A 14,273-nucleotide genomic window follows, 5' to 3' on the forward strand; every position below is an offset into this window, starting at 1 on the left:
CGTGGCCATCACCCTGGGCCCCAACCAGTACGGCAAGGCGGAGGTCCGCCTGGTCACGGTGCGCCGCGACGGCCCCGTGCACCACCTGAAGGACCTCACCGTTTCGACGTCGCTGCGCGGCGAGCTGGCCGCGACGCACCTGACCGGCGACAACGCCGGCGTGCTCGCGACCGACACGCAGAAGAACACCGTGTACGCCTTCGCGAAGGAGGCGCCGGTCGGCGAGATCGAGGACTTCGGCCTGCGGCTGGCGCGCCACTTCGTCGGCACGCAGGAGAACATCACCGGCGCGCGCGTCAAGCTCGACGAGCACGGCTGGGACCGGATCGCGGTCGGCGGCGCGCCGCACGACCACGCGTTCAGCCGCTCCGGAGACGAACGGCGCACGACCGCCGTGACGGTCCAGGGCGAGCGCGCGTGGGTGGTGTCCGGCATCGACGGCCTGACCCTGCTCAAGTCCACGGGTTCGGAGTTCCACGGCTTCCCGCGCGACCACTACACGACCCTCGCCGAGACCGGCGACCGCATCCTCGCGACCGCCGTCACGGCGAAGTGGCGCTACCAGGGCGTGGACGTCGACTGGGCCGAGAGCCACCGCGAAATCCGCCGCCTGATGCTGGAGACGTTCGCGACGAAGCACAGCCTTTCGCTGCAGCAGACGCTGTACGCGATGGGGGAAGCGGTGCTGGAAGCCCGCGAAGAGGTCGCCGAAGTCCGGCTTTCGCTGCCGAACAAGCACCACTTCCTGGTGGACCTGAGCCCGTTCGGGCTGAAGAACGACAACGAGGTGTTCTACGCCGCGGACCGGCCGTACGGGCTGATCGAGGGCACGATCCTGCGCGACGACGCCGAGGACCCGGGCCCGGCCTGGGACCTCCACTGACCGTCGCTTTCACGTGAAAGCTACGCCCGTAGCTTTCACGTGAAAGCGACTGGATAGATCGCTCTATCATGGGGTTGTGGCAGGGACCAAGGAACGCATCATGGCCGCCGGCGCGGAGTTGTTCCGGCGCAACGGCTACACCGGCACCGGGCTCAAGCAGATCGTCTCGGAGGCCAACGCGCCGTTCGGGTCGCTCTACCACTTCTTCCCCGGCGGCAAGGAGCAGCTCGGCGCCGAGGTCATCCGTACGTCCGGGCTCGCCTACATCCAGCTCTTCGACCTCTTCATCGCACCCGCCCCCGACCTGATCAGCGGGATCGAGTCCTTCTTCGCCGCCGGGATCGCGACCCTCGAAGCGACCGACTACGTCGAGGGCTGCCCGATCGCGACCGTCGCACTGGAAGTCGCGAGCACCAACGAGCCGCTGCGGCAGGCCACCGCCGAGGTCTTCACCGCGTGGATCGACGCCGGCACCGAGAAGTTCGCGAAGTTCGGCATCGGCCGTGCAGCGGCCCGGACGCTGACGATCACCGCCGTCAACAACCTCGAAGGCGCGTTCGTGCTCTGCCGCGCGCTGCGCGACACCGAAGCGATGGCCGTCGCCGGGGCCGCGACCGTCGACGTCGCCCGTCGGCTCCTCAACGAGAACGCACAACTTTAGTCGGGAATCCAACACGAATACTCAAGATGGCGCTTGACCGCACAGCAAGGGACACGGAAGCTGCTCTTCTCCTCCCCCAACGCCGTCGGTTGGAGCTGCCATGCGCCGTGCCCTCGCCGTCCTCGCCACCGCCGTAGCCGCCCTCGGGCTCGTGTCCCCACCCGCCGACGCCCTCGAAAACGGGCTCTTGCGCACGCCGCCGATGGGCTGGAACACCTGGAACACCTTCGAGTGCAACATCAACGAGACGCTGGTCAAGCAGACCACCGACCTGATGGTCAGCTCCGGGATGCGCGACCGCGGCTACACCTACGTCAACCTCGACGACTGCTGGATGACGCGCAGCCGTGACGGCGCGGGCAACCTCGTCGCCGACCCCGCCAAGTTCCCCAGCGGCATGAAGGCCCTCGGCGACTACATCCACGCGCGCGGGATGAAGTTCGGCATCTACGAGAGCGCGGGGACCGAAACCTGCCAGCACTACCCCGGCAGCCTCGGGCACGAGCAGACCGACGCGAACAGCTTCGCGGGCTGGGGCGTCGACTACCTCAAGTACGACAACTGCGGCAGTCCCGCCGGCGAGACCCAGCAGGACTACGTCCGCCGCTACTCCGCGATGCGCGACGCGCTCAAGGCCACCGGCCGCCCGATCGCCTACAGCATCTGCGAATGGGGCAACTTCAGCCCGTCGACGTGGGCGCCGGACGTCGGCAACCTCTGGCGCACCACCGGCGACATCACCAACAACTGGGGCAGCATCGACTCGATCTACCGCCAGAACGTCGGCCTCGCGTCCGCCGCGAAACCCGGCGCCTGGAACGACCCGGACATGCTCGAAGTCGGCGACGGCATGGACTTCCAGGAGGACCGCGCCCACTTCACGCTCTGGGCCGCGATGGCCGCGCCGCTGATCGCCGGCGCCGACCTCCGCAGCGCCAGCGTCGCCACCTTCTCGACGTACCTCAACTCCGACGTCATCGCCGTCGACCAGGACTCCCTCGGCAAGCAGGCCAAGCGGATCTCGTCGTCCGGTGGCCTGGACGTCCTGGCGAAGCCGCTGTCCGACGGCGACGTGGCCGTGGTGCTGTTCAACGAAAACAGCACGATGAAGACCGTCTCGACGACGGCGGCCGCGGCCGGGCTGCCCGCCGCGTCGAGCTACCGGCTGACCAACCTGTGGTCGAAGGAGCAGACCACGAGCACCGGCGCGATCAGCGCCGCCGTGCCCTCGCACGGCACCGTGATCTACCGCGTCAAGCCGAACGCGAGCGGTAGCAGCACCGCCCGGCCGCTGCAGGGCGCGTCGTCGGCACGCTGCATCGACATCAACGGCGGCGCCACGTCCGGCGCGAAGGTCGACATCTGGGACTGCGACGGCGGCGCCAACCAGTCGTGGACGTTCACGAGCGCCGGTGAGCTGCAGGCCGGCGGCCTCTGCCTCGACGCCAGCGAAGGCGGCACCACCGCAGGGACCAAGCTCATCGCCTGGACCTGCCACGGCGGCGCGAACCAGAAGTTCAAGCTCAACCCCGACGGCTCGATCACCGGCACGCAGACCGGCCTGTGCGTCGACGTCACCGGCGGGGACAAGCCCGCCGGCAACGTCAACGGCACTCAGCTCGAACTGTGGGGCTGCAACGACGACGCCAACCAGAACTGGCAGCTCAGGTAGCGGTCAGGTGCTCCGGCCGGACCGGGACGCGGGTGAGCGCGAGCCCGGTCGCGGCCCGGATCGCCGCCACGATCGCCGGAGTGGACGAGATCGTCGGCGGCTCGCCCACCCCGCGCAGGCCGTACGGCGCGTGCGGGTCCGGGCGTTCCAGGACGTCGATGCTCATCGGCGGCATGTCCAGGACCGTCGGGATCAGGTAGTCGGTGAAGGAGGGGTTCCGGATCTTCCCGCCGGAGGTCTGGATCTCCTCCATCACCGCGAGCCCGAGGCCCTGCGCCGACCCGCCCTGGATCTGGCCCAGCACGGCCTGCGGGTTGAGCGCCTTGCCGACGTCCTGGGCGCAGTCGAGCGCGACCACCTTCACCAGGCCCAGCTCGGTGTCGACGTCGACGACCGCCCGGTGCGCGGCGAACGCGTACTGCACGTGCGCGGTGCCCTGCCCGGTTTCCGGGTCCAGCGCGGACGTCGGCCGGTGCCGCCACTCCACGGTCTCGTCGTAGACGTCGTCGCCGAGGACGTCCGCCAGGCCGGCGAGCACCTGGCCGTCGGCCGCGACGAGCTTGCCGCCGGCGATGCGCGTCTTCCGGTCGAACCGCGACAGCAGCTTCGCCCGCACCGCGCCGCAGGCGGCCTGGACCGCGCCGCCGGTGACGTAGGTCTGGCGCGACGCCGACGTCGAGCCGCCGTTGCCGATCGAGGTGTCCATCGGCAGGATCGTCACCTGCTCGACGCCCAGCTCGGTCCGGACGATCTGCTGCATGATCGTCACCAGGCCCTGGCCGACCTCGCAGGCCGCGGTGTGCACGGTCGCCGCCGGCTCACCGCCGACCAGCTGCAGGCGCACGCGCGCGGTCGAGTAGTCGTCGAAACCCTCGGAGAAGCAGACGTTCTTGATCCCGACGGCGTACCCGACCCCGCGGACGACGCCTTCGCCGTGCGTCGTGTTGGAGACGCCACCGGGCATGTGCCGCAGGTCGAAGGGCCGCTCGGGCGGCATCGGCTTGTCCCGCACCAGTCTCAGCAGCTCGGCGACCGGGGCGGCGGAGTCGACGGCCTGGCCGGTCGGCATCAGGTCGCCTTCGCTCATCGCGTTGCGGACGCGGATCTCCACCGGGTCCAGGCCGCAGGCGTCCGCGAGCTTGTCCATCTGGGACTCGTAGCCGAACGCTGCCTGCACCGCGCCGAACCCGCGCATCGCGCCGCACGGCGGGTTGTTCGTGTACGTGCCCCAGCAGTCGACGGCCACACTGTCCACTTTGTACGGACCGACGCCGAGGGTCGCCGCGTTCGCCACCACCGCGCCCGTGGAGGAGGCGTACGCGCCGCCGTCGAGGCACAGCCGCGTGCGGACGTACACCAGCCGGCCGTCGCGGGTGGCGCCGTGCTCGTAGTACATCTTCGCCGGGTGGCGGTGCACGTGGCCGTAGAAGGATTCTTCGCGGTTGTAGACCATCTTCACCGGCTTGCCGGTGTGCAGGGCCAGCAGGCACGCGTGCACCTGCATCGACAGGTCTTCGCGGCCGCCGAACGCCCCGCCGACGCCGCCGAGCGTGAGCCGTACCTTCTCCACCGGCAGGCCCAGCGCGGCGACGATCTGCTGCTGGTCGACGTGCAGCCACTGCGTCGCGACGTACAGGTCGACGCCGCCTTCGGTGTCCGGCACGGCGAGCCCGGACTCCGGGCCGAGGAAGGCCTGGTCCTGCATGCCGACCTCGTAGACACCCGAGACGACGACGTCGGCCGGGACGTCCTGGGGCCCGCGGCGGATCTTCACGTGCCGCACGACGTTGCCGCCGTCATGCAGCGAAGGTCCTTCGCCCGCGACGGCCGCTTCGGAGTCCGTGACGGGCTCCAGTTCCTCGTAGGAAACGACGATCCGCTTCATCGCGCGGCGTGCGGTCTCCGGGTGGTCGGCGGCGACGAGCGCGACCGGTTCCCCCTGGTACCGCACGACTTCGGCCGCGAGCACCGGCTGGTCGGCGTGCTCCAGGCCGTACCGGTTGAGGCCCGGGACGTCCTCGTGCGTGAGCACGGCGTAGACGCCCGGCACGGTGAGGGCGTCGGTGATGTCGATCGCGGTGATCCGCGCGTACGGGTGCGGGCTGCGCAGCGTCACGCCCCACACCATGTCCTCGTGCCACAGGTCCGAGGAGTACGCGAACTCGCCGCGGACCTTGACCGTGCCGTCGGGGCGGCGCGGGGACGTGCCGACGCCGTCGACCGCCTGCGTGCTGACGGTGGTGGTCATCTGGTCTCCCTCAACCGGGCGCTCGCGGCCGCCAGCTCGCGGGCGATGGCGGACTCGTCGGCTTCGCGCAGGGTGCCGTCCTCGACCACGGCCTTGCCGCCGACGAACAGCCGGCGCAGCGGCGGGGTCGTGCCGAGTACCAGGGCCGCGACCGGGTCGGTGATGCCCGCGTAGTTCAGGCCGGTCAGGTCCCAGACGGCGAGGTCGGCGAGCTTGCCGGGCTCGATCGAGCCCAGGTCGTCGGCGCGGCCCAGGCAGCGGGCGCCGCCCAGCGTGCCCATCCACAGCGCTTCCCGCGTGGTCAGGCCGCGGGGCCCGCCGCGCTGGCGGGCCTGCAGGAGCGACTGGTGCAGCTCTTCGCCGAGCCCGCCGGATTCGTTGGACGCGGCCCCGTCGGCACCCAGCCCGACCGGGACCCCGGCGTCGAGGAGGTCGCGGACCGGCGCGATGCCGGCGCCGATGCGGCCGTTGGACGTCGGGCAGTGCGCCGAGCCGGTACCGGTCGCGCCGAACCGGCGGATCGCGTCGGGCGCGAGGTGGATGGTGTGCGCGAGCCAGACGTCGTCGGCGAGCCAGCCGAGCTTGTCGGCGTACTCGGCGGGCGTGCAGCCGGCTTCGGCGAGGCACTGCTTCTCCTCGTCGAGCGTCTCGGCGAGGTGGGTGTGCAGCCGGACGCCCTTGCGGCGGGCGAGCTCGGCCGCGCCGGACATCAGCCGCTCGGTGACCGAGAACGGCGAGCACGGGCCCGCGGCGATCTGCAGGTGGGCTTCCGGCGAGGCGTCGTGGAAGCGGTCGATCGCCGCCTCGGTGCCGGTCAGCGCGTCTTCGGTCGCCTCGACGAGGTTGTCCGGCGGCAGGCCGCCGTCGGATTCGCCGCGGTCCATCGACCCGCGCACGACGTGCAGCCGGACGCCGATCCGCTGGCGGGCCGCGGCCAGCGCCGCGACCTGGTCGCCGCCGTCGCGCGGGAAGACGTAGTGGTGGTCGGCGACGGTCGTGCAGCCGGTCAGCGCCAGCCGGGCCATCCCGGCGGTGCCTGCGGTGTGGGTGATCTCGTCGTCGAGGCGGCCCCAGACCGGGTAGAGCGCGACCAGCCACTCGAAGAGCGTGTGGTCGGCGGCCATGCCCCGGGTCGCCCACTGGTAGAGGTGGTGGTGGGTGTTGACCAGGCCGGGCGTGACCAGGCAGCCTTCCGCTTCGACGCGCTCGTCGAACTCGCCGGTGTAGACGCCTTCGCCGACTTCCGCGATCCGGTCGTTCTCGACGACGACGTAGCCGGACGCGTGCTCGGGGCCGCTGACGGTGGCGATCGCCGCGTTCGCGATGAGGGTCTTCACGCGACACCGCCCTTCGCGACCGCGCGGACCGCGTCGAGGATCTTCTCGTAGCCGGTGCAGCGGCAGAGGTTGCCGGCGAGCGCTTCGCGGATCTCCTCGTCGGACGGGTCGGGGACGCGGTTCAGCAGGTCGTGCGCGGCAACGACCAGGCCGGGCGTGCAGAACCCGCACTGGACCGCGCCCGCGTCCACAAAGGACTGCTGGACCGGGTCGAGGGTGTCGCCGTCGGCCAGTCCCTCGACCGTGCGGACCACGCGGCCCTCAGCCTGCCCGGCCGCGACCAGGCAGGCGCACACCGGGACCTCGTCGAGGTAGACCGTGCAGGAGCCGCATTCGCCCTGCTCGCAAGCGTTTTTCGAGCCCGGGAGGCCGAGCCGCTCGCGCAGGACGTAGAGCAGGCTTTCCCCTTCCCAGACGTCGTCCGCCTCGCGGTGCTCACCGTTGATCGTGACATTCAGGCGCATGCGCGCTCCCCCGTCCGGTGTTCGTCCCAGGCCCAAGTCAACGTACGCCGCGCTAGTACCCCCAACGCGTGCTTCCGATACGCGGCGCTGCCGCGGACGTCGTCGATCGGCGAGGTCGCTTCGGCCACGAGGTCGCCGAAGCGGCGTTTCAGCGAGTCGGGCAGCGCGTCGGGCAGCGCGTCGGACGAGCCCCACGGCAGCTCGGCGGCCAGGAACTCTTCGGCTTCGCGGGCGCGGCGCGGGGTCGGCGCGGCGGACCCGATCGCGGCGCCCACCCGCCCCTCGCCCAGGGACAGCGCGAAGGAGCAGACCGCGATGACCATGGCGTTGCGCGTCCCGACCTTGGCGAACTGCTGCGGCCCTGCGTGCGCGGGCAGGTGGACGGCGGTGATCAGCTCGTCCGGGGCCAGCGCGTGGCGTTTCACGCCGACGTAGAAATCCTCCGCGCGGAGGATCCGGGTCCCCCGCGCGGAGGCCGCCTCGATCCGCGCGTCCAGGGCGAGCAGCACCGGGTGGGTGTCGCCGGCCGGGGACGCGGCGCCGAGGTTGCCGCCGACCGTGCCGCGGTTGCGGATCTGGGGCGAGCCGACCGTGCGGGACGCCATGGCCAGCGCGGGGACGGATTCACCCACTTCGGCGATCACACGGGTGTACGGGACGCCGGCGCCGAGCCGGACGGTGCCGTCCGATGTGGACCACTCCGTCAGCTCGGGGACCGTGGTCAGGTCCAGCAGCGCTTCGGGGCGCCGGTGGTCGAAGTTCAGCTCGACCATGACGTCGGTGCCGCCGGCGATCGGCACGGCGTCCGGCCGCTCCGCCTTGAGGGCGAGGGCCTCGGCGAGCGTCGTGGGACGCAGGAACTCCACTGGCGGCTCCTTCGTGGGGCGATAGACCAGTAGACGCCGAAGGAGGCACGAGCGGCAACGGCACGGCGCATGAAACGCACAGCAGCGAAACCGGGGGCGTTTGTGCTTTCCTACAAGCCTGATGACGACCGTGAAAACTCTGCTGGGCCTCCCCGGCCTGCGGCTGCGCCCGCGAGCGGGAGCCGACCTGCTCGACCGGCCCGTGACGCGCATCTACGTCACGGAGCTGCCCGACCCCGGACGGTACCTGTCGGCGGGCGAGCTGGTGCTCTCCGGCCTGCTCTGGTGGCGGCGCCCCGGGGACGCCGAGCCGTTCGTGGCCGCGCTGGCCCGCTCGGGCGCGGCGGCGCTGGCCGCGTCCGGCGCCGATTCCGGCGGGATCCCGGCCGACGTGGTCGAGGCCTGCGAGCGGCACCGGATCCCGCTGCTCGAAGTGCCGGCGGACCTGTCGTTCTCGGTGATCACCGAGCAGGTGGTGCTGGCGCTGGCCGCCGCGTCCGACAGCGCGCGCAAACGTTTGCAGGCCGCCGCGGACGCCCCGGTCGAGACCCTGCTGGAGCGCGCTTCGGCGGAGCTCGGGCTGCCGTGCTGGGTGCTCTCGGGGCTCGGCCGGGTGATCGCCGGGACCGCACCGCTGCCGCTGCCCGCCGCCGACGTCGTCCGGCGGCACGCGGCGCGCGAGTCCGGGCCGCTGACGGTGATCCCGGTCGAGGGGCGGCACGCGGTGCCGTGGCTGATCGCCGCCGGTGGCCCGCTGAGCACCGCGCAGACCGAGCTGGCCGAGGAACTGGCGGGGCTCATCGGCGTCACGCGAGCGCGGTCCTTGCCGGTCGCGGCCGAGTTGCCCGGCGACGCCCGCGTCGTCGCACTGCGGACCGAGGGCAGCGACGAGAGCCGGGACGTCCTGCGGGAGCTGCTGCCGGACGGGCTCCTGCTGGAGTCCACCGGGGACACCGCGTACGCGGCGACGACAGCTCAGCCGTCCACAGTGGAGTTGTCCACTGTGGAGCCGCTGCTCCGGGCGACGCGGATCCTCTGCGGGGTCGGCGATCCGGCTCCGCGGGCCGAGGCGTGGGAGACCGCGCGGTACGCGCTGGGGGTGGCGGCCCGGCGTCCGGGCCGGGTGGTGGTCGTCCCGGCCGCCGAGGTGGCGGCGCACCGGCTGCTGCTCGCCGGGGCTCCGGACGGGCTGCGCGCGGCGTTGCGGCGCCGGGTGCTCGGGCCGCTGCTGGCCTACGACGCCGAGCAGCACACGGACCTGGTGCACACGGTGCGGGTGTTCCTGGAGTGCTCGGGCTCGCCGACGCGGGCGGCGAAGGCCCTGCACGTCCACGTCAACACGCTGCGCTACCGCATCGGCCGGGCGGGCGAGCTGCTCGGCGCGGACCTGACCGAGTTCACCGACCAGCTCGACGTCTACCTCGCGTTGTGCACGGAGGAGTGAAGTGGAGATCACGTCGGCCGAGCAGGCCGGGCACGACCCGCGGATCCTGGCCTTCGGACGGCTGCAGGGCGCGGCGAACCGCCTCGAGTACCTGCTCGGGCGGGCGCTGGAGCGGGAATGCGGGATCACGCACCTGATGTACGAGGTGCTGCTGATCGTCGGCCGCGCGGGCCCGGACGGGCTGACGATGCGCTCGATCGCGCAGGAGCAGGTCCTGACCACGGGCGGGGCGACCCGGCTGGTCGACCGGATGGCCGCGCTCGGCCTGGTGACCCGCACGCCGTCCCCGCGCGACGGCCGCGTCCAGCTGGTCCGGCTGACACCGCTGGGCGAGGAGACGACGGTGCGGGCGAGCCGGGTGCACGTGGAGAACATCGAGCGGTTCTTCTTCCGGCCGGTGCCGCCCGAGCACCGGGAGCGCTTCGCCGAGGACCTGCGGGCACTGAGCCAAGCCGCCCGCGACGCCCTCCCCCGCCTGCGCTGAAGCGCCCCAATGTGGCGTTCGGTGCGTCCAGCGCACCCAATGTGGCGTTCGGTGCGTCAGACGCAACCAACGCCACATTGGGACGCTCGGGGCCCGGCGGACCGCTGCGGCACACTCCCAGCGTGGGCAAGAAGAACCGCCGTCAGCGCGCGGCCGTCGAGGAAGCCGTCCCGTGGGCCGGGGCGTCGCCGACGGCCGAGGAGGCACGCGACACGCTGCTCGCCGCCGGCTACGAGACCGCGCGGGGTGTCCCGGGCGCGGCCAAGAAGCACGCGAAGAGGCTCGCGCCCGGCCTCGAACTGACCGCCGAACTGGCCAGCGGCGCGCACCAGGCCGGGCAGCAGCTCATCGCCCGGGTCTGCCGGGGCGGCTGGCTGCCCGAGGACATCGACCAGGCGGCCCGCCGGCACGTCGACGAGTTCGCCCGGTCCTACGTGCTCGACACCCTCGCCGCCCACGTCGAGCGGTTCGCGCCGGAGACGGTGCACCCGCGCTGGCGGGAGCAGCTCGCCGAGGTGGGCGCCACGCACTGGTGGCCGGAGCCGCACCTGACGCAGTGGGCGGCCAAGCACATCCTCACTCCGGCCGAGGCGCTGACGACGGTGATCGAAGCCCTCGGCTTCCTGCTGCCCCTGCCGGAGGTCACCCTCGTCCTGCCCGTGCCGGGCACCGCGAGCCCTGGGCGGCCCGCGCCCCACGCCGTCGACGAAAAGAAGCTCGGCCGGGTGCGCGCGCTGCTGGCGAAGGCCGAGTCCAGCTCGTTCCCGGAGGAGGCCGAAGCCCTCTCGGCGAAGGCGCAGGAACTGATGACGCGGTACGCCCTCGACCGCGTGCTGGTCGAGGCCGGCGAGGCCGCGCCCGACGTGCCCGCCGCCCGCCGGATCTGGCTCGACACGCCGTACGTCGACGCCAAGTCGCTGCTGGTCCACGTCGTCGCGAAGGCCGACCGCTGCCGCGCAATCTTCGACCCGCGCTGGGGGTTCGTCACCGTCGTCGGCGACGAGGCGGACCTGGACTCCGTCGAGCTGATGACGACGTCGCTGCTCGTCCAGGCGACGCGGGCGATGATCGCCGACCCGGCGGGCCGGTCGCGGGCGTTCCGGAAGTCGTTCCTCGTCGCCTACGCCACCCGGATCGGCGAGCGGCTCGACCAGGCCGCCGCGACGGCGGTCGCGGAGTCGCCGGACGCGGCCCGGCTGCTGCCGGTGCTGGCGTCGCACGAGCTGAAGGTGGAGTCGGCCTTCACCACGCGGTTCCCCGAGGTGGTGCACAAATCGGTGACCGTGCGCAGCCACGAGGGCTGGGGCGCGGGCCGCGAGGCCGCCGACCGCGCCCGGCTCGGTGAGTGACCTTCAGACTTCGCGCCGCGCGTACTTCTCCAGTTCCGGCCGCCCGAACGACAACTCGCCTTCGTCGAGCGCGCCGCAGTCGAGCCCCCGCAGCAGGTACACCGCCAGTGCCTGCGCCGTGGCCGGTTCGTCGAGCACGCCGCCGGCTTTCTTGTCGGCGTACGCGCGCAACCGGTCCACTGCCGCGGGGAAGCCCGACCGGTAGAACGTGTACGTCGCCGCGAACCGCGTCGGGAGCTGGTGCGGGTGCAGGTCCCAGCCCTGGTAGAAGCCGCGCTCCAGCGATCGCCGCACCAGGCGCAGGTGTTCGGCCCACGCCGACGGCAGCGCGTCGCCGACCGGGAGCTTGTTCGTCGAGCCGTCCGACAACCGGACGCCGGTGCCCGCCGCCGAGACCTGCATCAGGCCCTTGGCGAGGTCCGCGACCGGGTGCTCCATGCTCTGGTACGCCGCCGCGATGCCGAGGCCCGCGCTGTAGTCGTAGGTCCCGTAGTGCAGCCCCGAGCACCGGCCCTCGGCCGCCTGCACGATCCGCGGCACCGCGAGCGTCCCGTCGAGGTCCACAATGGACTGGGACGTCTCGATCTGGACCTCGAAGCGCAGTGTGTGCTCAGGCAGGTCATACGCGGATTCCAGGCGGGCCAGCACTTCCGCCGCCACCGAGACCTGCTCGATCGCCGTCACCTTGGGCAGCGTGACGACGAACCCGGGCGGCAGCGGCCCGTTGTCCAGCAACGACCCCAGGAACAGGTCCAGGGTGCGGATCCCGCGCCGGCGCGTCGCCGCTTCGAAGCTCTTGAACCGGATGCCGCAGAACGGCGTCCCGCCGGTGGTGGCCAGCGTCTGCCCGGCCGCCAGCGCGGCGGCGTCCTCGACGTCGTCGGGGACGCGGCCGTAGCCGTCCTCGAAGTCGATTCGCAGGTCCTCGATCGGCTCGGTGAGCAGCTTGGCGCGCACGCGTTCGTACTCGTCCGGGGCCAGGCCGAGCAGGTCTTCGTGCTCGACGAACACGCGCATCGCCTGCTTGCCCCAGTCGGCGACCAGGCGCGTCCGGTACTGCGACGCCGGCACGTACACCGTGTGCACGGGCTGGCGTCCCGGCCGCTCCCCCGGGTACGCCGCCGCGACGCGCGCGTCGGCCGGAGCCAGGCGCGCGTCGGCGGCGGCGTAGACGTCTTCGGGAAGACGCACCTACTTGATCCGCTCGTAAGCGGGCAGCGTCAGGAAGTCCGGGAACTCGTCGGCCAGCGCGACCTGCTCGAACAGCTCCACGGCGGGCTCCAGCAGCTCCGGCTTGAGCTCGCCGGCCAGCTCGCCGCGGACGTCCGCCAGCACGCCCCGCACCAGCTCCGAGGTGACGGTGTCGCCGGTGTCCAAAGTGGTCCCGTTCTTGACCCACTGCCAGATCTGCGAGCGCGAGATCTCGGCGGTGGCGGCGTCTTCCATCAGGTTGTGGATGGCCGCCGCGCCGTTGCCGCCGAGCCAGGACGCGATGTAGCGGACGCCGACGTCGACCGCGGCGCGCAGGCCGGCCGCCGTCGCGCCACCCGGCGTCGAAGCGACGTCGAGCAGCTGGTCGGCGGTGACGCTGACCTCGTCGCGGGTGCGCCCGAGCTGGTTGGGCTGGTCGCCGAGGACCTTGTCGAACTCCTCCTTGCAGAGCTCGACCATGCCCGGGTGCGCGACCCACGAGCCGTCGAAGCCGTCGCCGGCCTCGCGGGACTTGTCCGCGTGCACCTTGTCGAAGGCGCCCTTGTTGGTCTCGGGGTCCTTGCTCGGGATGAACGCGGCCATGCCGCCGATCGCGAACGCGCCGCGCTTGTGGCAGGTGCGCACGAGCAGCTCGGTGTAGGCGCGCATGAACGGCGCGGTCATGGTGACGGAGTTGCGGTCCGGCAGCACGAACTTCTCGCCCGCGTCGCGGAAGTACTTGATCACGCTGAACAGGTAGTCCCAGCGGCCGGCGTTGAGGCCCGAGGCGTGCTCGCGCAGCTCGTAGAGGATCTCTTCCATCTCGAACGCGGCCGGGATGGTCTCGATCAGCACGGTCGCGCGGACGGTGCCGTGCTCGATGCCGAGCGCCTTCTCGGCGTGGGTGAAGACGTCGTTCCAGAGCCGCGCTTCGAGGTGGCTCTCCATCTTCGGGAGGTAGTAGTACGGGCCCTTGCCGCGCTTGAGCAGCTCGGCCGCGTTGTGGAAGAAGTGCAGGCCGAAGTCGACGAGCGCGCCGACGCCCTCGCGGCCGCCGAACTTCAGGTGGCTTTCGGGCAGGTGCCAGCCGCGCGGGCGGACCACGATCGTGGCGTGCTCGACGTCGTCCTTGAGCGCGTAGCTCTTGCCGCCGCTCTCCAGCGTGATCGTCTCGCGGATGGCGTCGTACAGGTTCACCTGACCGGACACGACGTTCACCCAGTGCGGGGTGTTGGCGTCCTCGAGGTCGGCGAGCCACACCTTGGCGCCGGAGTTGAGCGCGTTGATGGTCATCTTGCGGTCGGTCGGCCCGGTGATCTCGACGCGGCGGTCGCGCAGCGCGGCGGGCGCGCCGGCGACCTGCCAGTCGCCTTCGCGGATCTCCTTGGTCTCCGGCAGGAAGTCGAGCCTGCCGGTGGTCCGGGCCTCCTCGCGACGCTTGCCGCGCGCCTGGAGCAGCTCGTCGCGGCGGCCGGCGAAGGCGTCGTGGAGACCGGCGAGGAAGGCGAGCGCCTCCGGCGTGAGGATCTCGTCGCCGCGCTCGACCGGGTCGCCCAGCACCTGGACTTCAGAAGACATGGGGAAACACCTCGAGGGTTCGGATCTTTGGATAACGGCCCTACGGTTTTCTACCAGCCGGACTATAGTTTCTGCATAGCGGAAGCTCAACGCCGA

At 71.9% G+C, this 14,273-nt stretch carries 12 protein-coding genes; 6 read left to right on the plus strand and 6 right to left on the minus strand.

What is annotated here, in order from left to right; genetic code table 11:
- Nucleotide 1 precedes the first annotated feature (1 nt).
- The 3 genes from pucL to H4696_RS23665 all read left to right on the plus strand — a co-directional run bounded on the left by pucL (nt 2) and on the right by H4696_RS23665 (nt 3,216).
- Entirely contained in the window at nt 2-883 is an 882-nt protein-coding gene (gene pucL, locus H4696_RS23655; protein ID WP_086857253.1) for a factor-independent urate hydroxylase, read from the plus strand.
- A 76-nt stretch (nt 884-959) separates the two neighbouring features.
- Nucleotides 960-1,544: a TetR/AcrR family transcriptional regulator gene (locus H4696_RS23660; RefSeq protein WP_476693074.1), complete on the plus strand. Its 585-nt coding sequence runs from the start codon at nt 960-962 to the stop codon at nt 1,542-1,544.
- A 100-nt stretch (nt 1,545-1,644) separates the two neighbouring features.
- Nucleotides 1,645-3,216: a glycoside hydrolase family 27 protein gene (locus tag H4696_RS23665; protein WP_086857255.1), complete on the plus strand. Its 1,572-nt coding sequence runs from the start codon at nt 1,645-1,647 to the stop codon at nt 3,214-3,216.
- Here H4696_RS23665 and pucD read toward each other — a convergent pair.
- From pucD to H4696_RS23685, 4 genes are read right to left on the minus strand one after another with little or no spacing between them, the layout of a single operon-like run.
- Nucleotides 3,209-5,464 carry a xanthine dehydrogenase subunit D gene (gene pucD / locus H4696_RS23670; protein ID WP_086857256.1) on the minus strand — a complete coding sequence of 752 codons (2,256 nt, stop codon included), beginning with the start codon at nt 5,462-5,464 and terminating at the stop codon, nt 3,209-3,211. The genes H4696_RS23665 and pucD overlap by 8 nt on opposite strands.
- Nucleotides 5,461-6,801 carry an 8-oxoguanine deaminase gene (locus H4696_RS23675; RefSeq protein ID WP_086857257.1) on the minus strand — a complete coding sequence of 447 codons (1,341 nt, stop codon included), beginning with the start codon at nt 6,799-6,801 and terminating at the stop codon, nt 5,461-5,463. The genes pucD and H4696_RS23675 overlap by 4 nt, the downstream gene beginning before the upstream one ends.
- Entirely contained in the window at nt 6,798-7,265 is a 468-nt protein-coding gene (locus H4696_RS23680; protein ID WP_086857258.1) for a (2Fe-2S)-binding protein, read from the minus strand. The genes H4696_RS23675 and H4696_RS23680 overlap by 4 nt, the downstream gene beginning before the upstream one ends.
- Entirely contained in the window at nt 7,256-8,131 is an 876-nt protein-coding gene (locus H4696_RS23685) for an FAD binding domain-containing protein (RefSeq protein ID WP_086857259.1), read from the minus strand. Before H4696_RS23685 ends, H4696_RS23680 begins: the two co-directional genes overlap by 10 nt.
- A 121-nt stretch (nt 8,132-8,252) precedes the next feature.
- Between H4696_RS23685 and H4696_RS23690 the strand changes: the two genes are divergently transcribed.
- From H4696_RS23690 to H4696_RS23700, 3 genes are all read left to right on the plus strand, one after another.
- On the plus strand, nt 8,253-9,575 hold the full coding sequence (locus H4696_RS23690) for a PucR family transcriptional regulator (RefSeq protein ID WP_086857260.1): 1,323 nt from the start codon (nt 8,253-8,255) through the stop codon (nt 9,573-9,575).
- Nucleotide 9,576: 1 nt separating this feature from the next.
- Nucleotides 9,577-10,059, plus strand: a complete 483-nt coding sequence (locus tag H4696_RS23695) for a MarR family winged helix-turn-helix transcriptional regulator (RefSeq protein ID WP_086857261.1) — start codon at nt 9,577-9,579, stop codon at nt 10,057-10,059.
- 122 nt (nt 10,060-10,181) lie between these two features.
- A complete protein-coding gene (locus H4696_RS23700) occupies nt 10,182-11,408 on the plus strand; it encodes a DUF2786 domain-containing protein (protein WP_249026883.1) in 1,227 nt (408 codons plus the stop codon).
- Nucleotides 11,409-11,411: 3 nt separating this feature from the next.
- On the opposite strand, the gene H4696_RS23705 is transcribed toward H4696_RS23700, so the two are convergent.
- Nucleotides 11,412-12,599: a DUF6986 family protein gene (locus H4696_RS23705; RefSeq protein ID WP_086857262.1), complete on the minus strand. Its 1,188-nt coding sequence runs from the start codon at nt 12,597-12,599 to the stop codon at nt 11,412-11,414.
- Entirely contained in the window at nt 12,600-14,177 is a 1,578-nt protein-coding gene (gene aceB, locus H4696_RS23710; RefSeq protein ID WP_086857263.1) for a malate synthase A, read from the minus strand.
- Between the last annotated feature and the right edge of the window lie 96 nt (nt 14,178-14,273).

Origin of the sequence: Amycolatopsis lexingtonensis (genome assembly GCF_014873755.1) — a bacterium.
Taxonomy (GTDB): domain Bacteria; phylum Actinomycetota; class Actinomycetes; order Mycobacteriales; family Pseudonocardiaceae; genus Amycolatopsis; species Amycolatopsis lexingtonensis.